Origin of the sequence: Roseivirga spongicola (genome assembly GCF_034376045.1) — a bacterium.
GTDB classification, from domain to species: Bacteria; Bacteroidota; Bacteroidia; order Cytophagales; family Cyclobacteriaceae; genus Roseivirga; species Roseivirga spongicola.
In genome coordinates this window covers 3,393,736-3,417,802 of the sequence record NZ_CP139724.1, presented here as the reverse complement: position 1 = coordinate 3,417,802, position 24,067 = coordinate 3,393,736, and the positions used below count along the sequence as shown (strand labels likewise).

Sequence of the window (24,067 nt, the reverse complement as noted above, 5' to 3'; positions counted from 1 at the left end):
ACATTCTAACTCGTCTCAGTTAAAACAATGCCTCAGCAATTCTTCTTACTACTTGGCTCTTACTCATGGTGTAGTAATGAAGGACAGGAACTCCAGCTTCCATCAATTCTTTTGATTGTTGAATAGCCCACTCAATTCCTACTTCTCTAGCACCAGCATTGTCTTTACACTTGTCTAAAGCATCAACCAAATCATCGGGCAAGTCTACATGGAATATACTTGGCAAAATATTCATGTGCTTGAGTGTAGTAATAGGCTTTAAACCTGGAATGATAGGCACATCGATTCCATTCGACCTACACTTGTCGACAAAATCGAAGTACTTTTTATTGTCGAAGAACATTTGAGTAACAATATAGTCTGCCCCTTTCTCTACTTTCTGTTTCAGGTATTTCATATCAGACTTCAGGCTAGGAGCCTCAAAATGCTTTTCCGGGTACCCTGCCACTCCAATTGAAAAGTTAGTCGGGTTACGCGTGACTTCTTCATGCAGGTAAATCCCCTGATTCAGTTCATTCACCTGATCCATCAATTCTGTCGCATAAGAGTGCCCATCTGGATCTGGCTCAAACCGACCTTCTGACTTAATGGCATCTCCTCTCAGCACTAAGATATTCTCTACCCCCAAGAAGTCCAGGTCAATCAATGCGTTTTCAGTTTCCTCTTTATTGAAACCACCACAAATGATATGAGGTACAGGATCTATCCCATACTTATTGAGAATAGCGGCACAAATACCGACTGTTCCAGGTCTCTTTCTGGTTGTCACTTTCTCCAGAAGACCATTTTCACGCTTCTTATACATGTATTCCTCCCGATGATAGGTAACATCTATAAAAGGAGGTTTGAACTCCATTAGAGGGTCTATTGCATCAAATATGCTCTGTACACTCTCCCCTTTTACTGGAGGTAGAATCTCAAAGCTAAAGAGCGTTTTTCCTTCTGCGTTTTTAATATGTTCAGTGACTTTCATTTCTTGGTTAATTAGTGCTTAGTACTCAGTGCCTAGATTAAACATCGTAAGACAAGTTCGGAGCTAGCCATTTTTCGGCTTCTTCAATAGTCCAGCCCTTGCGTGTGGCATAGCTTTCAACTTGGTCTTTTTCTATTTTACCTAAACCGAAGTATTTGGCTTCTTCATGCATAAAATAGAAGCCAGAAACCGAGGCGGCAGGATACATTGCGTATGACTCCGTTAGGCTAATTCCAGTGTTCTTTTCTACTTCAAGTAAATCGAAAAGAATTCCTTTCTCTGTATGCTCAGGACAGGCTGGGTATCCTGGAGCAGGACGAATCCCTTGATAGTTCTCCTTAATCAGAGACTCATTATCGAAAGATTCACTCACGGCATAGGCCCAAAGCTCCTTCCTCACCTTTTCATGCATCAATTCAGCGAATGCCTCTGCCAAACGATCGGCAACAGCCTTAATCATGATGGAGTTATAATCATCATGGTCCTTCTCGTAAGCCTCTAGCAATGGCTCAATTCCTATTCCTGCGGTTACGGCAAAACCTCCAATGTAGTCTTGGCCTTGGCCCTTTGGAGCCACAAAATCTGCTAGAGATAAATTTGGGATACCATTGCCCTTCTTGCCTTGCTGGCGAAGCATATGGAAAGTTTTGAGCACCTCAGTTCGTGATTCATTGGTATAAACTTCAATGTCGTCTCCGATGGCGTTTGCTGGGTAAAGCCCAACGACTGCATTCGCAAACAGTAAGTTCTTCTCAATAACTAACTGAATCATTTTTTGTGCATCAGCATATAGCTTCTTCGCTTCTTCACCTATCACTTCATCTTCAAGGATTCTTGGGAACTTGCCCTTAAGCATCCATGTACTGAAGAATGGAGTCCAGTCAATGTATTGACTTATTTCTTCAATTGAGTAGTCATTAAATACCTGATTGCCTAAGACTTGTGGCTTCACAAACTCTTTAGTTGACCAATCGATCTTAACTCTGTTCTCTTGAGCTTCCTTCAGAGAGATATAGTTCTTGATTACCTTGCGGTTTGCGTGATCTTCTCGAAGCTGGGCGTATTCATCTTTCACTCTCGTGTAGATGTTGTTATAAGTTTCTTTACTAATCAACTCACCAGCTACGGGCACCGACTTTGAAGCATCTAGAACATGAACCACAGAACCAGAATAAACCGGGTCAATTTTTACAGCGGTGTGAATTCGGCTAGTAGTAGCACCACCAATTAGAAGTGGAACTTTCATGCTTCTACGTTCCATTTCCTTGGCAACGTGAACCATCTCATCAAGTGAAGGGGTAATCAGGCCACTTAGACCAATACAGTCTACCTTATGCTCTATGGCCGCATCGAGAATCTTATCTGCCGGGACCATTACACCCAGATCGACAATATCGAAGTTGTTGCAAGCCAACACCACTCCTACAATGTTCTTACCGATATCATGGACATCACCTTTTACTGTGGCAAGGAGAATCTTCGCAGAACCTTCTTGCCCCCTCTCGTTCTCCCCCAAGGTGGGAGATGCTTCTTCAACAATCTCCCAAAGTGTATTGGCAATGACTAACTTGGTTCGTTCTAATTGAGAAACTACTTCGCGGTTTGTGAAACGGATTACCTTAAACCCTTGAGATTCCAACCATTCTGTTCTGAACTGATCATTGTCTTTTACTTCAGGCAATTGATGAATAGAACCATCGATCTCAATCACCAATTTCAACTTAAGGCATACGAAATCAGCGATATAGTGACCGATTATATGTTGTCTTCTGAATTCAAAACCATCAATTTGACTATCTCTTAGGTTTGCCCAAAGTATCCTTTCCGCTTCAGTTTCATTCTTTCGTAACTCGCTTGCAAATTCCTTCAACTTGGTATAAGTATTAGGGTCAGCGGTTTGGAAAGAAGGCGAATCTCCTTCCCCAGTGGGGAAGGTCGGGATGGGGCTTTCACTCCTTGCAGCTCTCTTTTCAGCCTCCAAATATGGTAACAGATAGGCCACCGCTTTTTTCATTACTCGGGCGCTTTTAACTACCTGAGGCAGGAACATTTTCCCTGAACCGAATAAGTCGCCAACCACATTCATTCCGTCCATCAATGGCCCTTCAATTACATGCAGTGGCTTTGGGTATTTCTTTCTGGCCTCTTCCGTATCATCATCAATAAACTCTACTATTCCCTTTACTAGGGCATGCTCAAGCCGTTTTTCAACTGATTCTTTTCTCCAAGCATCATCTTTTACCAGAGTTTTCCCTACCCCTTTAACGGTTTCAGCAAACTCTAATAATCTTTCTGTGGCATCATCTCTTCTATTCAAGAGTACATCTTCCACCCTTTCCAATAATTCCTTCGGAATATCATCGTAAACTTCCAACATAGTTGGATTTACAATGCCAACATCCATTCCTTCTTTAATGGCATGATATAAAAAAGCCGAATGCATGGCTTCACGAACGGGGTTATTCCCTCTGAATGAGAAAGATACATTACTTACTCCTCCGCTCACATGAGCACCTGGAAGGTTCTCCCTGATCCATTTGGTTGCCCTAAAGAAGTCTACCGCGTTGTTATTATGCTCTTCTATTCCAGTAGCTACTGGGAATATATTCGGGTCGAAAATGATGTCTTCCTTCGGGAAGCCAACCTTATCAACTAGTACATCATAAGACCTTTTACAAATCTCTATTCTTCGCTCATAAGTGTCTGCCTGTCCTTTTTCATCGAAGGCCATAACCACAGTAGCAGCACCATATCGCTTAATTTTTTTCGCATGTTCAATAAAAGCTTCTTCACCCTCTTTCAAAGAAATGGAGTTTACCACCCCTTTGCCTTGAATGCATTTTAGACCAGCTTCAATGATTTCCCATTTGGAAGAATCTATCATGATTGGAATTCTGGCAATGTCTGGCTCAGCAGCAATGAGGTTGAGGAACTTCACCATGGCGGCCTTTCCATCGAGCATACCTTCATCCATGTTGACATCTAGAATTTGTGCTCCACCTTCAACCTGATCACGTGCAATTTCTAACGCTTCATCATACTTCTCTTCCTTAATGAGCCTTGCGAAACGCTTAGAACCCGTTACATTGGTTCGTTCCCCAACATTAACAAAGTTGCTTTCAGGAGTAACAATCAGTGGCTCTAGGCCGGATAATTTTAGGGTTACTTGGCTCATTAAATTGTAGCTAAATTTTTAATTGATCTTGGTGAATGCTTCGCAGCTTCTTGCGCAATGAGGCGAATGTGATCTGGTGTGGTTCCGCAACAGCCTCCAACTATATTTAAGAAACCAGACTTGAGAAAATCGCTGATTTGAGCCGCCATTTCTTCTGGTGTCTCATCATACTGGCCGAACTCATTAGGTAAGCCTGCATTCGGGTGCGCACTGGTATGAAATGGAGCTTTGTCTGAAAGCGTTTCCAAATAAGGTCTCAGCTGGGCAGCACCTAAGGCACAATTCAGCCCAATAGAAAGAATTGGTATATGAGAAACAGAAATTAGGAAAGCCTCGGTGGTTTGACCAGAAAGCGTTCTTCCGCTGGCATCGGTAATGGTTCCAGAAACCATAATAGGAAGCTTAAAGCCTTTTACTTCAAATACATTCTCTATGGCAAAGAGAGCAGCCTTAGCATTTAGAGTATCGAAAACGGTTTCTACCAAAAGCATATCTACACCACCTTCAATTAAGGCTATAACCTGTTGCTCATAAGCCTCAACTAATTCGTCAAAGGTTATGGCTCGAAAACCAGGGTCGTTTACATCTGGAGAAATAGACGCTGTGCGATTGGTTGGGCCAATTGAACCAGCAACAAATCGTGGTTTCTCAGGTTCACTAGCGGTTATTTGGTCTGCTACTTCCCTGGCAATCTTAGCCGATTGAAAGTTGATATCATAGACAGCATCTTCTAAGCTATAATCTGCTTGAGCAATTGTAGTACCGCTAAATGTATTGGTTTCAACAATATCTGCCCCAGACTCAAAATAAAGCCTGTGAATATCTTTGATAATATCTGGTCTAGTGATGGAAAGTAGATCGTTATTTCCCTTCAACGGATGCTGATGATCCTTGAACCTTTCTCCTCTAAAATCTTCTTCAGTAAGCGGATGCCGCTGAATCATAGTGCCCATAGCACCATCTAAAACCAAGATTCTTTGCTTAAGTATTTCTTCTATGTTGTAAGCCATGCTTCTGCGTTTTGACTTACCTAGAAATGCTGGAGGGGTTATTCTCATCTTTTCTCCGAAAGCTCGGAGCTAGGAATTAGCACCAGGTATTACCCAGGTTGCTAAGACATCTTCGGGCCTAGTCCCTCCGTCTTTCTTGATAAGTTCTGCAAAGTAAGCGATTCTTTAAATAATAAACAGTCGAATAATTAATAATTCGCTTATCGAAATATTCTGAATAGCACTTTAATATTTAAGTCGGCTGCGGGAATTACTGACTGGCCACCATCTTCTTCCAGATTGTAACCATACTGATGCTCATAGTCTTCAGGCTTACGGTCATCGGCAATAACCCGCCATTTCATAAGTCCTAGACCTACCGAACAATCTAAAAATACAGGGCCAGCCACGGGAGTTATAAATCCTAAATGAAGCCTACCTCCCCAACGATTTTGCGTTAATCCATAAACGGTTTCGCTGTAATATGAACAAGCAGCCCCACAAGATAATTTGTAGGTTCTTTCTCTATCATGATTTATCTGATTGTAGAAAAATTCAACCCCGAGGTAAGGCTGAAAAGTCTCATCACGGCCATCAGAATCAAAGATCGAAGCTACGGCTCCCTTCTTTAAGTCAGCTTTATTCATATATAATTTAAGCATCAATGACGACTTAAAACCCGATTTATTGAAGTAATAGGTTTGGTCATAATCATAGACATCTCTATCTATGAGTCTCCCATATCGGCCTTCCAGACTTAATGATTCATTCAGCATCAGTTCGGCACCAAAAAGATGTGATGGAAAATGGCCAACTAAGTGAGATGGAAAGTACTTTATAGAAAAACTGGGGAAGTTAGAGGAAGTTGAATCTGGCTGTTCTTGTACGTACTGTGCTCTTAGGTTCAAACTAAAAAGCAGGGAGAAATACAGGGAGAATAAATATTTCATCATTCCACTTTGGCCAAAACAGTAAGTACTCCAGAGGCAGTGTAGCTCATATTGTAAATATTCTTATCGGTTCTCACAATCAGATAACCTTGCGTATGGATAAGATCTAAAGGCGTTTCTCCTGTAAACTCTAAAAAACCTTTAGTCAATATGTTTTGAGGATCGCTGATGTCATGCATAGCCACCCCACCCCTTTCGCAAACAAAAAGATTTTGCTCATTTACTGTCAGTCCGTAAGGTGCTTCAGTCTGATAGCTTTTTATCAGTTGAGGGTTCTCGATATTCGATATATCTATTACATCTAACACCTCATCTGAATTAAACCGACAGCCAGTATTTCTGAGGGTAGAAAATGCGATTCCGTTAGCAGCCACAACTGGATCACATGCCGTAATATGCCTGTACGAGGAAAGTAGGTCTAGCTTGTTATCGCCATCAAAGCCAAGAAAGTAAACCTGATCATTACTACCTATAAATACCTTATCTCCATAAGGAAAAATTGTCTCTAAGTTGGAAGCAAAAAAAGGCAACTCCCTCACAAGTACTAAATCACCGTCAGCGCCAATAAAATATTGAATTACACTCCCCGATTGAAGTACCAAAAGATTATCTCCAACAATAGTAAATTTTGCCAAAGAACCACCAGTGCCCGTTCCACCTAAACTCGGATTAAAATCGTTGCTGTCAGATTCGCAAGCGAATACCAAAACAACCCAAACCAGGAACAAGATCCTTTTTATCTGTAGCATTTCGGACTGTTTATAGTGGTGAGCTGCCAGCCTATTACCTGGCCCCTACTAGGATCTACACACTCAAAATAATAACCGCTTACTGGAGGTACAGGCACCTCATATGAGTTACCATTGAGCACGTCTTCATGTTTGGCTATGATGTTGAAATTTTGAATATCATTCACATCAATCACCAGTAAAGAATTAAACTGATTTATATAGAGCACCCCATCTTTGAGTGCCATATTTTCAGAACCACGCACTTTTAAAAAACCTAGGTTTTGCGGAGAGCTGATATCAGAATTATCAATTATGTGCAACCCCTCACCTATTTCGTTAATCAATAAAAGCTCACCCTTCACATAAATTTGACCAGGGTTGTCTATGCTTCTAGCACCTTGAAGCTCAACCGTATTATTGGAGTCTGATGCATATATTGGTTTGTACCCTTCGATATCCGAATCGGGAAATTCTGGAGGCGGTTCAAAGCAGCCCAACAAGGCAAAGACAGTAAGAAGGAATAGAAAACACTTGGTGCGCATTATCAAATAAAATGAAACAGTAGTGCAAAAACAACAGCGTGTTGTTAAGTATTTATTACATGTATTTCTGTCACTCTATAAAAAGATCTAGGGAGTATCGGAATGCAGATATTTGCTATTAAATTCGAATAATGAAGCTTGCCGCTATCGACATAGGATCCAATGCCATTCGCTTTCAGGTCACACATGTGATGACTTATGAAGGCCAGCACTATTTTAAACGGTTAGAATATGTCCGTTTTCCACTGCGCCTCGGTCAAGACGTATTCAAGCTCAAGAAGATTGGTGAAAAGTCTGAAGATAAGTTTATCAGGCTTATGAATGCCTTTAAGCTATTAATAGACTTGTATGAGGTAGATCAGTACTATGCGTGTGCCACATCTGCCATGCGCGAAGCGGCCAATGGAAGAGAGATTACTAAAAAGGTGAAAGAGCTTTTAGGCTTAAAAATCAACATTATTAGTGGTGAAAGAGAGGCTGAGCTGATTAACCGAGTGGTAATGGAAAAACTAGGCAAAGGCACCTTTCTACATGTAGATGTTGGTGGTGGAAGTACAGAACTCAACCTAATTAAAGATGGTATAAAAATAGAGTCTGAATCTTTTAAAATTGGCTCGGTTAGAACCATTGAAAATGATTCTCCTAAAGGAGTATTAAAACGAATGAGTCAATGGATTGAAGCACAGGTTAAGGGTGCTAAAACAGCCATTACCGCCATCGGGACTGGTGGGAACATCAATAAAATCTATGAGCTTTCTGGTGCTAAAACAAAGACAAGGCTCATGAGAATTGAGTCGATATTGGAAGTGCAAGAGCATTTGGCAAGCCATACTTTAGACGAACGGATCTTCAAGTTACACCTGAATCCTGACAGGGCTGATGTGATCTTACCCGCCTCAGACATTTATTTGCACGCGATGAAGTCGGCCAATATTCAACGAATATTGGTACCAGATGTGGGTTTGAAAGATGGGATTATGCACATGCTTTTTGAGAAACACGTGAGGCAAAGTGTAATTCGGCTGAACGATTGATTGTTAGTCTAAAATCAGTATCCGCTACGTTTCGTAGGCGTTTCAGTATATGCCATCATTCACCCGTTCGATTTCATGTAAAGAGTTGAGCGGATTTCTTACTTGTCAAGGAAGCATTTTCAGCTTTGATTGAGGGTATCTAATTGGTTAAGTAACTCTTTCCAACTCAAGTCAGCGCAAGTTTTGCGCTCTGGAAATTCTCTCGCTGCCGCAAACGCCAAGAGGTTCTCATCATCAGTCAGTTCTTCCGGTTGTTTGTCAGAATCGGCATCTACTAATTCTAAGAACAACTCTACTTTTTGCCTTACTGTATCTAGCTCTACACCCTGTAAATGTTCGCACAACACAGCTGCTGAAGCCCTTGAAATAGAACAACCAGAACCACTGTATTTCAAGCATTTAAAACTGTTGTCCTCAATCAATATTTGCAAATCGAATTGATCGCCACACATTGGGTTGTATGCCCTAAATTCTAAACTGAAATCATTCAATTTCCCTACATATTTATCTTCTCTGGACTTCTGGAGAATAACCGTTTGATACAGAGATTTCAGTCTTTCGTTCATGAGAAAAATGCCTGAGTTTTTAAGAGAGCCATAACCAGTTTATCGATATCTGACTTGGTGTTATATATAGCAAAGGAAACCCGAACGCTTGCAGGAACCTCGAACCGCTGAAGCAAGGGCTGAGCGCAATGATGACCCGCTCTAACACATATGCCTTCTTCGTTTAAAAATGTACTGATATCATGGGGATGAATTCCATCAATTGTAAATGAAATAACCGGAGCTTTATCCTGTTCTCCACCCATGATTTTTAAGCCATTAATGGCCTTAAGAGAGCTTAATGCGTAGTTGGTCAACTCCTCTAAGTGGGTATCTGTCTCATTTTGGCTCAATTGCTTGATAAACTCTATTGCCGCCCCCAAACCCAAAACACCTGCAATATTAGGCGTACCTGCTTCATGCTTATGTGGAATATCCTGATAGTTAGAAGCTTCAAAAGTTACTTCCTTGACAATACCTCCCCCATAATTAAAAGGCTTCATTTCATTGAATAAGCTTTGCTTACCATAAACCACTCCCACACCTGTTGGGCCAAACATCTTATGAGCTGAAAATACCAAAAAGTCACAGTTCCATTCCTGAACGTCTACCCGATTGTGACTTAAAACTTGGGCTGCATCTACTAAAACCGGAGTTTGAGTGACTTCAGCCATTGTAGTAATTCGCTTGATATCGTTTTTAATACCCAGCACATTGGAACAAGCAGATAACGCTAACAGCTTGACTCGCTCTGACAGGTTCTGTTTAATCCACTCATAATCCAGATGACCAGACTCTAACACAGGAATAACCAAAAGCTCAGTTCCATAGGCTTTGCAAAGCTCTTGCCACGGAATAAGATTGGCATGGTGCTCGACTTGTGAGATCATTATCACATCACCTGACTTTAATTTGGGAGCCAGAAAACTACGAGCAATCTTATTGATGCCATCCGTTGCGCCAGCAGTGAATACAATTTCCTTCTCTGATTGTGCATTGAGGAAGTTCTTAACCTTTGACCTAACTTGATTGATTTTAACCGTATTCACATTGGCAGGCCAGTATGCTCCTCTACCTACGGTGCTATACTCTTTAGAATAGTAATTAGTGATGGCATCTATGACTGACTGTGGTTTCTGGCTGGTGGCAGCATTGTCTAGATAAATCAAATCTTTGCCGGTAGGGGTTTTCTGCCGAAAAATTGGAAACTGTGATTTGACTTGATCTATGTCCATGTTTTTATTCGTCTTTCAGAGGGGAACGCAATGAAGCGCAGAATCATGTTATCCATTTAGGAGACTCTTCGGTCGCTCACTCCCTCTGAGTGACGCTAACTTTGGAGTCTCTCCCGTGCACAACCCCTAAATCCCCTGAAGGGGACTTTTGGTTCATCGGTTCGAAAGCAATGACGGGTTTTCCTGCTCTCTGCTTCTTATCAATACATTAAACCTTAAACATTCATCATTCATCATTAAACATTATTACGGATGTGCTGACACCCATACCTCACCATCTTCAAAAACCTCTTTTTTCCAGATAGGTACTGTTTCTTTTAGCGTATCTATAGCAAACTCACAAGCGGCAAAAGATTCCTTTCTGTGTGGCGAAGAACAAGCGATAATCACTGCTTCTTCCCCTATTGGTACTTTCCCAACTCTATGGTGAATGACCATGTCGTGCAAATTCCATCGACTAACAGCTTCATCTGCAATCTTCTGCATTTCCTTCAAGGCCATTGGCTCGTATGACTCAAAGTCGAGGTACTGAACAGCTTTATCTTTGGTTTTGTTACGCACATTGCCAATGAATACTACCAGTCCACCGCTGCCATTGTCTGATACTAAATCGATGCAAGCCTGACTGCTAAGCCTATCTGATGTGATGTATATTTTCTCCATTAGCCTCCACTTACTGGCGGAATTAAAACCACCTCATCGTTTTCATTCAGTTGATAAGAATCGTCTACATAATTGGTGTTTACTGCAAATTTTAGTGAAGCCAGTTTCTCAAAGTCTGGAAACTGACTAATCAGATCTTTCCTCACCAATGACAGTTCCTGTCCATTCACCTCTAGCTCAAGGTGCTTTCCTCCCACAATGTCTTTGGCTATACCGAATGCCGTTATTTTTACTTTCATTTTTATTTCTACAATGAGGCGATAAAGAGATTCCTGATATTTTTCATCCTTGAAAAATTAGGAAGAAAAATTCTGGAATGACGGCTCAAACTTTATCAAACTCTAATTTAAAACGTCATTCAGAGCAAAGCGAAGAATCTCCCGAATTCAAACATGAGATTCTTCAGTCGTCCTGTCCCGTCTGACCTTCGGTACTGACGGGCTAGTAAGCCTTCATACTCGAGTCAATCTCTTGTTGCCATGCTGTAATGCCACCTTTTAAGTTGATCAGGTTTTCAAAACCTTCTTTCTGAAGTAATTCAATGGCCTTTTTACTTCTGCCTCCCATCTTACACATCATCACAACTTCTTTGTCTTTTGGAATCTCATTCGATCTGCTCAATACTTTATTCAGAGGGATCAACTTGCCTCCCAAATTAGCGATTTCGTATTCGTAATCTTCCCGAACGTCAATCAATTCCACAGCTCCTTTATCCAATCTTTCCTTCAACTCCTGAACGGAAATCTCTTTAATCGACTCCTGCTTCACTGCTCCCATACAGAAGGCCTCATAGTCTATCAATTCCTTAATCGTTGGATGCTGCCCACTAATCGGGTTGTCTGGGTTAGCCTCAATATTCAGCTTGAACGTAGAGAAATCGAGCGCATCAAAAACGAAGAGTTTCCCGCTAAGTAACTCACCCATTCCCACCAAAAGCTTTATTGCCTCATTGGCCATCATAGAACCGATAATTCCTGGTAGAACACCTAAAACTCCACCTTCACTACAGCTAGGCACCATTTCTGGCGGTGGTGGTGTGGGAAATAAGTCGCGATAATTAGGGCCTCTACTTCCATCAGTTTTCAAGGCATTAAAAACCGAAACCTGGCCTTCAAACCTAAATATGGCTCCATATACCAAAGGCTTTTGAAGCAGAAAACAAGCATCATTCACTAAGTAGCGAGTTGGTAAATTGTCTGAACCATCAACTACTAAATCATATGGCTCAATCAACTTCATTGCATTGAGCGAGTTGATCGGACTTTCATACACATCGAACTGAATTGACGGATTGAGCAGACTCAGTTTCTCACTTGCTGTTTTGGCTTTTGATTGACCGATCTCTTTGGTATTGAAAAGTACCTGACGCTGAAGGTTAGACAGACTGACCTCATCGAAATCTACTATACCGATTCGGCCGACCCCAGCAGCAGACAAATACTGCAAAATGGGTGCACCTAAACCTCCGGCTCCAATCACCAAAACCGATGAATCGATCAGTTTTTGCTGACCTGATTCTCCGAATTCAGGAATAATGATTTGGCGGTTGTAGCGAAGTAAATCGTCTTTATTCAAAAGCTTTTAGAATTTGTTGATAGTCTTCAGGCGTATCAATATCCTGAATAAAATGATCAGAAGAAACCTCAATTCGACAAACACTTTCCGAATTCCTCTGAACGACAGCAGAACAGCCATTCATCTCGGTATGGTTCAATATTTCCTGAAAATGCTTCTGAGCAAAAATCACAGGATTCCCCTTCTGACCTTTGAAAAAAGGTACCTGAATACTGTATTCATTTTGATTGGCAAATGAATGCATCAAAAAGCAATAATCTTCAGCCTTGAGCAATGGCATATCACCCAAACAAATCATCACTGCATCGGCATCGTCAATCGCCCTTAATCCTACCTGAATAGAAGTGGTTTGGCCCTTATGGTAATCTGGATTATGAATGATTTTTAATTTTTGTCCCAAGGCATCAGGATTGATTTCTGATTCGACTAAATCTCCATCTCTTCCAGTAACTACCACAATCTCATCTACCCCAGCAGCCAATAGCTGCTCTAAAGTCTTCTGAACAACCGTAGAATCTGGCAGCGGTAGCAGCATCTTATTCTCTCCCATTCTAGAGGAAAGTCCGGCAGTAAGAAGTATGGCGGAAATTCGCATGGCTAAAGATAGAGATAAGCGAGAAAAGTAAATAGGTAGTATTAGCCAACCCTATTGGCGGTATAATGATACATTTTCACTATCTATATAGAATGTAGTGATAGAAAACTGTGTCATTATTCAACGTTATCAGCAAATTGGATGAACCACGCGAAAAAACAAGAAATAGCTTCATCATTTCCTATAAGATACGAAACTGGAGATCTTAATGTGAATATTTCATTTAAAGAGTTTGAAGTATTTGACAGTGGCATTTTTTCATCGACTATGGATGAAAAATGGAACATATTCGTATTAAAGGACAAAATCCACTTCGCCCACAGCTGGACTGACGTATGTATTTTTCAATTACAGTTTTCTAAGAACGAAGATTCCGTTCAATTGACCAAGTTTCGAGTCAATCGTAATCAAAATAAGCACAAAAGTCACGACTTGAAACAAGATACCATACTGTTAAAGAAACTACTTCAATTGTATCTCAACAGAGAAGACATATACATAGACCCCAAGCTCAATCTCCCGCTCATAAAAAATACAATCCTCGAAATTGATCCAGAAAACTTATGTAAAAAATCAATTGGCTCGAATAACGTTGGACTTACTCGCAGTATTTATGAAGTACTAACTGATGATGAACAGAGAAAATACATACATGTAATTGGTTGGGAAGAATTGAAACAAATGATTTCAACGATGGATGAAAATGAACCTTTGATAAGTCTCTATATGGAAAATAAGAATCAAAATTGGGCGAAACTTACTACTTTGATAAAGAAGGTAATAGATTTTTAGGAAAAGTAAGAACCGAGGGTAGAATAAGGAGCAGCTAACATAAGTTATACGCAATGCGGCTGATGGTGGTACTGAAACTTTTGCGGTTTGTAAAATGAATAAAATTTAAACCACAGCTTTGGCTACCGAATGTGCTCGATTCAAAACTAGCGCTTTTGAATCACGCACTGCTCATAATCACCTTCCCATCTTCCTCTCATTCAACCATTTTCTTTAATACCCACTCTCTATCTCCACATGGCGAATACGCGCATTTTTAAAACCCCGTAATTATACGGTTGCCACAAGAATTGATATTCGGCAGCTTTCGACTTTAAAACCTCAATTAAATAAACTCAATCACAATGATGACTATCAACTTTCATAACAAAACAGGTAGCAAAGACCTGTATTTGTTTTTCGATTATGCCGATGCACTAACTTCTGGCGTTACCGGCTTTTCAAACATGAGCTACAAACAGCCATGGAAAGACGGCAAATTAGCATTAGATAAGCCATTCACTTGTAGTTTCGACTGGATCAACTCAGGTACTTTTTGGTTTTTAATGACCAATGAAACTGGCGCTAATACCATTACTAACCATCCGAATACCGCTATGGGCACTGCCGATCCGAACTGGGTTGGTGGCTTCTTTGAGCTCACCTCACTGGAGTCAGATAATATGGCCTATTTTGATGTAACCAATGTTGACCAGGTAGGCTTGGTTTGTGGTGCTAAGTTTAGCGATGGCACCCATTGCGGCTATGGCGAAACAGCTAATGAATTAATTTCAGGACTCATCAATGGCTGCGGACTTAGTGCCGACACATCTGCTGAAGTCTCAATTAAAGGAACCGATGGTACTACTTACAAGAAACTCTGGGGACCTACAGTTGCTCAGGTAAGCTCGCAATATAGTGGTGCTTATGATGCCTACATTAAGGCCATTAAAGACAATATAACTAAACTTACCTTCAATGCGGATAGCACTATTGGCTCTCCTCACTGCGGAACACAGTTGGGCTCATTCAAATTCACCGGCTACTTTGGAGCACCGAAAATGATGCCTGCAGGAAGTTCCATTACTGACATGAATGACATTGTAGCCTCCTTCGAAGCCATAGATTGTCCGAAAAAGGGAGACATCACTTACATCTACTTGACCAAAGAAGCACTTAATGGAGGAACTATTATGAGTGGTAGTAGCTCTGGTGGAATGTATGTTTATCCTGCTTTTGAATACGCCAACCCAACTACACCAAGTAAAATTGAAAAAGGTGGTTGGGCCAATGATGTGTCACTTAACTGGACGGCTACAGGAGCCAATGCCGTAAAAGACACTACTTGTTTTCAAGCTATGATATCTAGTGTTGGCCGTGACTTAGTCACCGCTATGAACCTCGGCTACATTGGGGTGACTCAAAAGCATAATGACTTCGTGTATCAAGATACATCTACTTACGCCAGTGCAGAAACACAGAAGAAATACATCAACGAATGGAATAAATACATCACAGAAAATTCTGACTCTTACGGAATGGCCTACTCTGACGGAACACATGCCAAAGTGCAGTTTCATCCGCCAGTAAATGGTACCATAGACTGTTTTGTACTTTCACAGGACGATCCGAGCACTGACACTTACTGGTCTAAGTATGTGGCTCCAAAAACAAAATCAGGCAAAGGAGGAGGAAATTAAATCACCTTACTTGTACTGATTAGAAATGGCAAGTACAGAAATGTGCTTGCCAAAACTAGCTTCACTTTCCAAGAAGCAAAGCTGGGTCTGGGCAATTCTCCAAAAACCTCTTCTTCTCGCTGGCTTTGCAGACTCCAGGGTAATCTCCTTTAAGGCCTTCCATATCGAGCATAACTTGAAAATGAAGGTGTGGTGGCCAATGAAAATTCTCATGGTAAGCACCCAAACTGGCAAACTGCTCTCCTTTCTTAATCAGCTTTCCTTCGTATAGACCATGCAGAGACATAGTGCTTAAATGGCCGTAAAGTGTATAGAAGATCTCATCATCAATTTCATGCTCAAGGATAATCACTGGCCCATAATCTCCATGCACTCTATGATTGGCATAAGAATGCACAGTTGCCTCTAAAGGTGAGTAAATCGGAGTCCCTGCTTTGGTCCAAATATCAATGCCCAAATGGATGGTTCTTGGTTCTTCATCAGAAAACAAGTCACTTCTAGAGTATAGACTTCTCTCCTCTCCATAACCACCAATTCCAGTAGTGCAGTCATTCTTATCCAACACCGCTTGAATATATTCTGTGAACTGCTGCTCATCGTTTAGATCTATTCTATCGAGCTCCTGATTATTCTTACTTAAATCGAAGTGATGTAGTTTTTCTTGATCGAATTTGATGACTCGTGCTGGTTCAATATGGTTTTTGGATAGCAGTTCTTGTAGCATGTGCGAATATATTCAAGACTGAAGAACTTGGTGCTAGACCCAGCTACAAAATCATCAATAGGCAATATTCATTGATGAGGAGGACATCAACAAAAAGTACTTATGATAAGGCTTCAAATGATTGAAGCTTTTAACACTTGCACATGTAAAACAAAGAAACCCCAAGCACTGCCGGGGTTTCAGACCTCAATAACCTTAAAAAGTTAGATAATGCTCTTTCGGATTCGTAAATGGTTATACGGATCTTCTACACAATCTTCTTTTATTCGAACTAATTCGTCATAATTCTGAGCAAAATAGGTTTTAGTAGGAATTGAGCTGTCCTTAAAACTGATAAAGGCGCCAGAAGTATTTGGAATATTATAATCTCGAGCTACCTCCATCCAATCGAGCGCTCGGTTAGTGCGGTTATACACATAATTATTCTGTTTTTCTTTGGCTTCAGATTCGTGTGTATTCCACCATGTCTGATATTGAATGGTATAGAGCTTGTCTTTAAATGGAAATGCGCTATTACCACCTTCAGGGTTTTCACGATAGTAGTCTCCCACAATAGCACCTAGGGTTACGTAGGTAAATAGGCCTAATTTCCGGTTACCTTCCAAAATAAGCTCGGAAGTTAAACTCTGCAAAAATGCTTTATACCCTTCATTTCCAAGCCCTTGTGAATCTACCAAACGAGAGGTAATTTTATGTGGAGCAGGATCGTCATAGTCTGGCGGCAGTGGTTTGCCTTCTAATAATAACTGGCGATGCTCTTCACTTTCAACCGTTACATTTTCACCATTGCGATAACGGGCTTCTAAAACCTTATGATAAGATACACGTGCCCAATCACTCATCAGTTGGTCACCATAAGCGCTGTTGGACTCTGTACCACCATGATTCGGGTTAATGTCAATATGATTAGGCTCTACACCCTTAAACCATTCCTCTATAAACGCATTAAGGCTATCTTCATCGCCTTCCCAATAGCCATACATTCGGCAATTATGGCAAACTGTCTCATAGTCGAAGGAGTCACCAGATGCTGGCTTTCCATTTACCTGTAGGTTTGTACCTATCAACCTGCTGGTCTGGTCAGATTCAATTACATTTTCCCATGCTTTGAGCACCTTTATTGTAGGATAACTACACGTTGGTTCATCACAAAATTCATCTGGATAAAGATTCCAATCTAAATTGAAGCGAATAAGTACTTTTGGCAACGGGAAAGTTTGAACTCTAAACTCAGTTACCAATCCGTAGCTCATTGGGCCGCCACCTCGTAAGGCCCAGAGGAGATCTGGCACATTGTCTCCATCAGCATTTATTATAGCTGAATGACCATTGCCTAACACTATGTCGACACCCATTAGTCTTTCGCAACACATACCGTACTTTCTAGTCCAGGGGCCCCAGCCCCCTCCCATAATAAAACCAGAAATACCTACGGTAGCACAAGTGCCATGAGGAATCATTACGTCTTCATCGGCAAGCTTTGTGGTTAAGTTTTTGAAGATATTTCCAGGACCTATAGTAGCTAACCCATTTTCATCAACATCAACAACGTCCATTCTTGAAACATCTATGAGTATGGCATTTGTGTCTATGCATTCCCCCTCATGATCGTGCCCTCCTGCACGTATCCTCACAGGTAGCTTAAGTGCTACAGCAAGCCGATAAGCAATTACAACATCGACCTTGTGTTTGCAATAGATTATGGCCCATGGTTTTTTCTGGAAGCGCTTATTAAATATTTGACAATGTTTGTTGTAAGCAATTTGGTGAGCCCAATCACCTGCTATAACCATAATCTCGGTTTCAGCTGTAACTTCCTCGTTTAATTGACCTAAATACTTGGAGAGGAGCTCATGATGAGAATCATGAGCAGATAACTCAATTTTCATAAGTGTGTGTGTTTTAAAGTTTAAAGAATCTCTTCTAAGTTCTATTTATTAAAATTTTGCCATTAATTCCATTTATGATTTCAAATCCTTTAATTTTTTCAATGAACGGGTATATGAAAGTACTATAACGCCTTGAGTCTTCGGTCTGTATTAATCTGATGAATAAACAATAGGCGTTGAATGACGTCAATCGTTCTAGCCTTATCTTGGAATAGATAATAGGGATATAGATTCCCAAACACAAACGAATATGACAACTTACTCTTAAAGAAGTACTTAGGAGAGTTTTTGGATTAGTCGTTGCATAAACTCCACTCCCATTTCCAGCTGTTCCTTATGAATGAATTCATCAGCTCGGTGGGCTTGAGCAATATCTCCAGGGCCACAAATCATCGCTTCAAACCCCGCTTCTTGAAATTGACCTGCTTCCGCAGCATAAGACACAGCATTGGTAGTATCATTATTGGCCAATTCTTTAACCAGTGCCACTATAGACTGGTTTTCCTTTGTATCAAGTCCCGGAACAGCCGGATGCTTGTAGGAGTTGGTAATCTTGAAGCCTGAGAATACTTTTCTTAGCTCCTCCTCTCTTTCGCGGCAATAAGCCTCAAACTCAGCTAAAATTTGCTCTGGAGTTTCAGACGGAATAGTTCTTACGTCCCAATTAAATACACATTCTTGTGCAATGATATTTGGTGCCAGTCCACCTTTGATGTTGCCAATATGAATAGAAGTGTGGTTCGGAGTAAACCTATCATCAGTTGAGCCCGCTTCAATCAAGCTATTCATTTTATTTTCCAGCCAAAGAATCAACCGCATTGATTCATGTATGGCGCTTACTTCCTGCTTGATTCTGCTACTGTGCCCTTCTGAACCAGTCACCTTGGTGTGATAAATACAAATCCCCTTCTGCCAGACAGTTGGCACCATCATGGTTGGTTCACCTATAATGGCAAACTGAGGTTTCTCATCATAGTAGTCGTTAATAGCCTGTGCTAACTCAGGAGCAGCTAAACAACCGATTTCTTCATCGTATGAAAAGGCAAAGTAGATCGGTGCTTTGAGTTCAGCTTTTACCATCTCTGGCAGAGCAGCCAGGCAGCAGGCCACAAAGCCTTTCATATCGCATGAACCACGTCCGTATAGTTTGCCGTCTCCTTTGTCTGTCAACACAAAAGGATTACTAGTCCAGTCTTGACCTTCTACTGGCACAACATCCGTATGGCCTGAGAGGATTACACCACCATCTACAGCAGGACCTATTCGGCAGTGCAATGAGGCCTTTGTTCCTTCTTCATTCGGCACCAAAACCGTTTTCACACCAAAACCTTCGATATATTCTTGAATCCAGTGAATGATAGATAAATTACTTTCTCCTCCCAGAACAGGGAATGAAACGAGCTTGGATAAAATACTTTCTACATGCATAGGTAATTGAGAAATTAGTGAATTAGTCGGAAGTCAGAAGACGGAAGTGATTAAACATTGAACATCAAACATTAAACCTTTAAACAGAACTACTGCCAATTGATAGCTACTACAATCATAAGTGTAATCCATGATATAGCCAGAACTATACCTACAATTGGTAAAATAAATTTCAACCATTTATCGAACGGAATTCGGCACATAGCTAGCATAGCAATTAGTCCGCCCAAAGTTGGATTGAAAAGGTTAGTTACTCCATCGCCAATCTGAAAAGCCAGAATCGTTGTCTGGCGTGTCAGTCCGAGTACATCGCCTAATGGAATCATAATGGGTAAAGTAGCTAAAGCCTGACCACTTCCCGATGGGATAAAGAAATTGATTAAGCATTGAGAGCCTGACATAGCAATAGCGGAACCATAAAGCGGTAAAGTCTTTAAGCCTTCGGCCAAATTAAATGCTATAGTGTCACTTATGTTCCCCATTTCCATAGCCACTTTTATGCTGGTGGCAAAACCAACCATAAAAGCCCCGGGAGCCACCACAGAGACAGATTTCAATGCCGTTTCACTTATAGTTCTACCACTTTGCCCTGAGACTATTCCTGCTGCAATTGAAATCATTAAGAATATGGCAGAGATCTCATTGATGTACCAACCCCAAGTGAACACTCCATATAACATAGTCACCATGCCACCGACAAATACTAGCATCACCAGCCAGTTGTTGATAGTCAGTCGATATTCAGCTAAAGGCTTTGAAAGCTTGAAACCGTCAGTATCTATTCCTAAGGAAAGAGACTTTTCTGGGTTTTTAATAATTCTTTTGAAGTATCGCACATTGAAATATGCGAGAAAGCTTAATGCTGTAAAGCATAGAATGGAACGTACCAGCCAACCTGAAAACATAGGTATTTCTGCCAAGGTATGTCCTGTTCCTACTGTATATGGATTAACTGGAGAAAGTCCGAAGCCTACTGTTACAGCTCCAACAGAAATACCAGCAGCTAGCATAAGATCACCGCCAAGAGCAAGAGAAGTTATGGCTGCTATTGGAATGAGTGCAATGTTGTTTTCGTAACCAATAAACACACCCAAACAACCAAAAAGGTAAGTCATTAAAATGACTACTAGAAACCTTCTTTCAACACCTAGTTTTTTTACGAACGTGCCCACCGCATTTTCTATCATTCCAGATTTCTCTAGAATGCCGAACATAATGCCAGAAGAAAGCACCACAAAAATGATGGAAATAGCTGAGGCAAAACCTCCGGGAATGGAAAGAAAAGTATCTAAAAAAGAAAGTGGTGATGGTTCTACTTGATGATAAGAATCAGGAATTACTCTGCTCCGACCATCTACCACTTCCCTTTCAAACATACCTGCCGGAATGATATGGCTAAGTATGGCCGTAAGAATGATAATGGCAAACAGCATCACTATTGGATGCGGAATTTGCCAATACCATTTCTTATTCAGCTTGTTCAAACTCTATTTCAAAGATTCGAACTCTTTCTTTATTTCTTCGAACTGTGCTTTCAGCTCTTCAAAACGTTCGTAAGCATCTTGACCTGGTCTTTGGTCTGCTCTACCAATCATGCTAGATAGGTAACCAGTTTGAGACGCAAGCATTGGCTGCATATAAGTACCTGGAGGAGTTACCAACTTGTAATAAATAGCATCTAGTGCTTCTTTCTTGCGCTGATCTCTTCTGCTTGCTTTTTCAGTGTCTAGGCTATTTTTCAATGCCTCTCTCTCCTCATCCATCGTAGCTATTAGCTTTGAAACTTTGTCACTGAAGTTCTGAATTTCAAGCGCTAGTCTCTCTTGCTCGGCTACGTCTGCATCGCTTACTAAAGTAACGCGTGGGTCTAACTTCACATTGAAGTCTTCTTCCATCACTTTATCGCCCACAGTAAGTTTAGCCCTAAATTTGCCCGTAGCAACCATTGGTCCGTTACCCATGTACGCTCTTCTTGGGTTATTGCTCCAACCACCTGCATGGCGCATGTTCCAGCTATAACGGTTCAATCCCTGATTATTAGGTAAACCACCAGCTGCAGGAGGATTAGAGAACTCAGTAGACATGTCTCTTTCAGTATTCACTGGAGGACTAGGTCTGCCATTCACAAAAGTTCTTACCACATTACCTTCATCGTCTAGAATATCTAACTGAACCTTCTGATCCTGATCTTTAATGTAATAGTCGATAGTAACTCCCATTCTGTTGTATTCTGGGCCATTGTAATCACTTCTTGCGTACATTCTATTACGAACACCATCTTGAATATCGAATAGGTGCGCCTGCTGATTTTTAACGCTTCCAATTTCTCTCAGACTTACAATGTTATCCATAATCCAGAAGCCTCTACCCATGGTAGAAAGCACTAAATCATTGTCCTTAATCTTAATGTCGGTAATTGGTGTAACTGGTAAGTTGTTGTTGAATGCCTGCCAGTTCTTACCATCATCGAAAGAGATGAACATTCCGAATTCTGTTCCAGCATAAAGAACTCCCTCTTTTTTAGGGTCTTCTCTAATTACTCTGGTAGGGAAGCCATCAGGTAAACCGTTAGTTCCAGGAGTTAATAACTCCCAAGTTTTACCGTAGTCTGTAGTTTTATAGATGTAAGGCTTGAAATCATTATCTAATTGATATCTCAACACAGACACATACGCTTTAGCTGGGTTGTGCGGAGAAGGCTCTACGGCATCTACTCTACCACCAGTTGGCATATTTGGTGTTACATTTTCCCAGTTTTTACCACCGTCCTTAGTTACGTGAACAGGTCCGTCATTAGCTCCTACCCAAATTAGACCTTCCTTCAGAGTAGACTCTCTGATAGCGTAAATAGTACTGTAATACTCTTCTCCCGTAACGTCTCTAGTAATTGGAGAGCCAGGAACAACTTGGAACTCAGGGTCGAAAGCTGTTAAGTCTGGAGAAATGATCTCCCAAGTTTTACCATCATCGGTTGTTTTGTGCACGTACTGAGACGTGTGGTATACCACATCAGGATTATGAGGAGACACATGAATTGGAGCCACTCTCTGGAATCTGAACTTCAAGTCTTTAGGGTTGTGTCCGTAAATGTTGGTTGCCCCAACATAGTACTGAAGCTCTTGACCTGTAGTCTTATCATATACCCCGAAACGTCCTTTACAGTTAGAGTACACAATATTTGGATTACCCGGCTTTGGCACTGCTGGCCCAGTTTCGCAACCGCCAGTATTGATAATGAAAGCATTGCTTCCCGCCTGAACACTCTGAACTGGCTCACTTGGCACTGCAATGGTGCTTGAGTTATCTTGCTGACCAGCGTATAGCCAGTAAGGATATTGGTCATCTACTTCAACTTGGTAAAGCTCGGCAGTTGGTTGGTTGAACTGAGTAGACCAAGTTCTGCCATTGTCTAAGGTTACATTAGCACCGCCATCGTTGGCTTGAATCCAAATAGAAGTATCGTTAGGGTTAATCCAGATGTCATGATTATCTCCATGAGGAGTAGAAATGCTTTTCCATGTTTTACCACCATCTTCAGACTTAATAAATCTCAAAGAGTTGTTATATACCACATCGGCATTCTTAGGGTTAGATTCAATGTTGGTATAGTAAAACGGTCTGTTTGTTAGGTTGCTATTGTCCGAAACAAATTCCCAAGTAGCACCTCTATCGTTAGAGCGATAAAGCCCTCCCATATCGTCAGATGCTTCAATATTCGCATATATTCTATTCGGATCGGCAGCCGAAACTGCTAAATCTACTTTTCCAATGAGTTTGTTCGGTAGGCCGTTGGCCAATTTCGTCCAAGTTTTACCAGCATCGGTAGACTTATAAACGCCACCTTCAGTAGAACCACTGATAATTGTCCAAGGCTTTCTCTCACCTCTCCATGCACCTGCATAAATAGTATTCGGATCGTCTGGGGCTAGCTCTAGATCAGAGAAACCTATGCTATCAGAATGGTAAAGCACTTTATCCCAAGTTTTACCACCATCGGTAGTCTTAAAAACACCTCTTTCCTCATTTCGGCCGAAGGCTTGACCAATTGCTGCTACATAAACAATGTTAGGATTGTCTGGGTGAATTTCTACTGCACCAATTTGCCCTGACTCCTTCAAACCAATGAAGTTCCAAGTTTTACCAGCGTCTGTACTTTTGTATACCCCTTTTCCTGCAATTACATTAGAACGAAGTCCATCAGAACCTGTTCCAACATAAACTATTTTCGGATCTTTTTGGTAAACGCTAATGGCACCAATAGAAGGCGTTGGAAAGTAACCATCGGATACGTTCTTCCACGACATTCCGTAGTTGTCGGTTTTCCAGACACCACCACCAGTGGCTCCCATGTAGAAAACGGACGGTTGACTGGCTACTCCGGCAACGGCAGTAACTCTACCGCCTCTTAAAGGGCCAACGTTTCGATATTCGTAATTCTTTAGTATTTCCTGAAGGTCTTGGGCGGAAAGACCGACACCGAGCAACATCAGGAAAGCGCTAAATAAAAGCGATTTTGTTCTCATAGAATTTTAAAGGTTTAGAACTGGG

At 41.2% G+C, this 24,067-nt stretch carries 20 protein-coding genes and 1 riboswitch; of the genes, 3 read left to right on the top strand and 17 right to left on the bottom strand.

All coding sequences use genetic code 11. The features are described 5' to 3' along the window. Positions 1-19: 19 nt before the first annotated feature. From metF to T7867_RS15315, 6 genes are all read right to left on the bottom strand, one after another. The gene (gene metF / locus T7867_RS15340; protein WP_068222481.1) at positions 20-973 is read right to left on the bottom strand and encodes a methylenetetrahydrofolate reductase [NAD(P)H]; all 954 of its coding nucleotides are present in this window, start codon (positions 971-973) and stop codon (positions 20-22) included. A 37-nt stretch (positions 974-1,010) separates the two neighbouring features. Continuing rightward, on the bottom strand, positions 1,011-4,148 hold the full coding sequence (locus tag T7867_RS15335) for a vitamin B12 dependent-methionine synthase activation domain-containing protein (RefSeq protein WP_068222484.1): 3,138 nt from the start codon (positions 4,146-4,148) through the stop codon (positions 1,011-1,013). Continuing rightward, entirely contained in the window at positions 4,148-5,158 is a 1,011-nt protein-coding gene (locus T7867_RS15330; protein WP_068224177.1) for a homocysteine S-methyltransferase family protein, read from the bottom strand. The genes T7867_RS15335 and T7867_RS15330 overlap by 1 nt, the downstream gene beginning before the upstream one ends. A 41-nt stretch (positions 5,159-5,199) precedes the next feature. After that, a riboswitch (SAM riboswitch) is annotated at positions 5,200-5,304 on the bottom strand. Between the two features lie 54 nt (positions 5,305-5,358). Further along, the gene (locus tag T7867_RS15325; protein ID WP_068222486.1) at positions 5,359-6,090 is read right to left on the bottom strand and encodes a hypothetical protein; all 732 of its coding nucleotides are present in this window, start codon (positions 6,088-6,090) and stop codon (positions 5,359-5,361) included. Then, positions 6,087-6,836: an LVIVD repeat-containing protein gene (locus T7867_RS15320; RefSeq protein ID WP_068222491.1), complete on the bottom strand. Its 750-nt coding sequence runs from the start codon at positions 6,834-6,836 to the stop codon at positions 6,087-6,089. Before T7867_RS15320 ends, T7867_RS15325 begins: the two co-directional genes overlap by 4 nt. After that, positions 6,824-7,360: an LVIVD repeat-containing protein gene (locus T7867_RS15315; protein ID WP_068222495.1), complete on the bottom strand. Its 537-nt coding sequence runs from the start codon at positions 7,358-7,360 to the stop codon at positions 6,824-6,826. The genes T7867_RS15320 and T7867_RS15315 overlap by 13 nt, the downstream gene beginning before the upstream one ends. Positions 7,361-7,491: 131 nt before the next feature. Here T7867_RS15315 and T7867_RS15310 point away from each other — a divergent pair, with 131 nt between their 5' ends. Further along, entirely contained in the window at positions 7,492-8,394 is a 903-nt protein-coding gene (locus T7867_RS15310; protein ID WP_068222498.1) for a Ppx/GppA phosphatase family protein, read from the top strand. Between the two features lie 119 nt (positions 8,395-8,513). On the opposite strand, the gene sufU is transcribed toward T7867_RS15310, so the two are convergent. From sufU to T7867_RS15280, 6 genes are all read right to left on the bottom strand, one after another. Continuing rightward, positions 8,514-8,960, bottom strand: a complete 447-nt coding sequence (gene sufU / locus T7867_RS15305) for a Fe-S cluster assembly sulfur transfer protein SufU (RefSeq protein ID WP_068222501.1) — start codon at positions 8,958-8,960, stop codon at positions 8,514-8,516. Continuing rightward, the gene (locus tag T7867_RS15300; protein ID WP_068222505.1) at positions 8,957-10,174 is read right to left on the bottom strand and encodes an aminotransferase class V-fold PLP-dependent enzyme; all 1,218 of its coding nucleotides are present in this window, start codon (positions 10,172-10,174) and stop codon (positions 8,957-8,959) included. Before T7867_RS15300 ends, sufU begins: the two co-directional genes overlap by 4 nt. A 246-nt stretch (positions 10,175-10,420) precedes the next feature. Continuing rightward, a complete protein-coding gene (locus tag T7867_RS15295) occupies positions 10,421-10,837 on the bottom strand; it encodes a molybdenum cofactor biosynthesis protein MoaE (RefSeq protein WP_068222508.1) in 417 nt (138 codons plus the stop codon). Then, positions 10,837-11,076 carry a MoaD/ThiS family protein gene (locus T7867_RS15290; RefSeq protein ID WP_068222510.1) on the bottom strand — a complete coding sequence of 80 codons (240 nt, stop codon included), beginning with the start codon at positions 11,074-11,076 and terminating at the stop codon, positions 10,837-10,839. Before T7867_RS15290 ends, T7867_RS15295 begins: the two co-directional genes overlap by 1 nt. 202 nt (positions 11,077-11,278) lie before the next feature. After that, a complete protein-coding gene (gene moeB, locus T7867_RS15285) occupies positions 11,279-12,412 on the bottom strand; it encodes a molybdopterin-synthase adenylyltransferase MoeB (protein ID WP_068222513.1) in 1,134 nt (377 codons plus the stop codon). Further along, positions 12,405-13,007, bottom strand: a complete 603-nt coding sequence (locus T7867_RS15280) for a nucleotidyltransferase family protein (protein ID WP_068222516.1) — start codon at positions 13,005-13,007, stop codon at positions 12,405-12,407. Before T7867_RS15280 ends, moeB begins: the two co-directional genes overlap by 8 nt. 141 nt (positions 13,008-13,148) lie before the next feature. Between T7867_RS15280 and T7867_RS15275 the strand changes: the two genes are divergently transcribed. Beyond that, entirely contained in the window at positions 13,149-13,799 is a 651-nt protein-coding gene (locus tag T7867_RS15275; protein ID WP_068222519.1) for a hypothetical protein, read from the top strand. 344 nt (positions 13,800-14,143) lie between these two features. Continuing rightward, a complete protein-coding gene (locus tag T7867_RS15270) occupies positions 14,144-15,478 on the top strand; it encodes a hypothetical protein (RefSeq protein ID WP_157717668.1) in 1,335 nt (444 codons plus the stop codon). Positions 15,479-15,539: 61 nt separating this feature from the next. Here T7867_RS15270 and T7867_RS15265 read toward each other — a convergent pair whose 3' ends face one another. The 5 genes from T7867_RS15265 to T7867_RS15245 all read right to left on the bottom strand — a co-directional run bounded on the left by T7867_RS15265 (position 15,540) and on the right by T7867_RS15245 (position 24,042). After that, positions 15,540-16,202: a peptidoglycan DD-metalloendopeptidase family protein gene (locus tag T7867_RS15265; RefSeq protein ID WP_068222525.1), complete on the bottom strand. Its 663-nt coding sequence runs from the start codon at positions 16,200-16,202 to the stop codon at positions 15,540-15,542. A gap of 203 nt (positions 16,203-16,405) precedes the next feature. Next, complete coding sequence (locus T7867_RS15260; protein ID WP_068222527.1) at positions 16,406-18,091, bottom strand: FAD-binding oxidoreductase; 1,686 nt, start codon at positions 18,089-18,091, stop codon at positions 16,406-16,408. Between the two features lie 276 nt (positions 18,092-18,367). Then, entirely contained in the window at positions 18,368-19,519 is a 1,152-nt protein-coding gene (argE, locus tag T7867_RS15255) for an acetylornithine deacetylase (RefSeq protein WP_068222530.1), read from the bottom strand. A gap of 89 nt (positions 19,520-19,608) precedes the next feature. Continuing rightward, on the bottom strand, positions 19,609-21,003 hold the full coding sequence (locus T7867_RS15250) for a YfcC family protein (RefSeq protein WP_221406003.1): 1,395 nt from the start codon (positions 21,001-21,003) through the stop codon (positions 19,609-19,611). A 3-nt stretch (positions 21,004-21,006) separates the two neighbouring features. Beyond that, complete coding sequence (locus T7867_RS15245) at positions 21,007-24,042, bottom strand: WD40/YVTN/BNR-like repeat-containing protein (protein ID WP_068222533.1); 3,036 nt, start codon at positions 24,040-24,042, stop codon at positions 21,007-21,009. Positions 24,043-24,067: the final 25 nt, after the last annotated feature.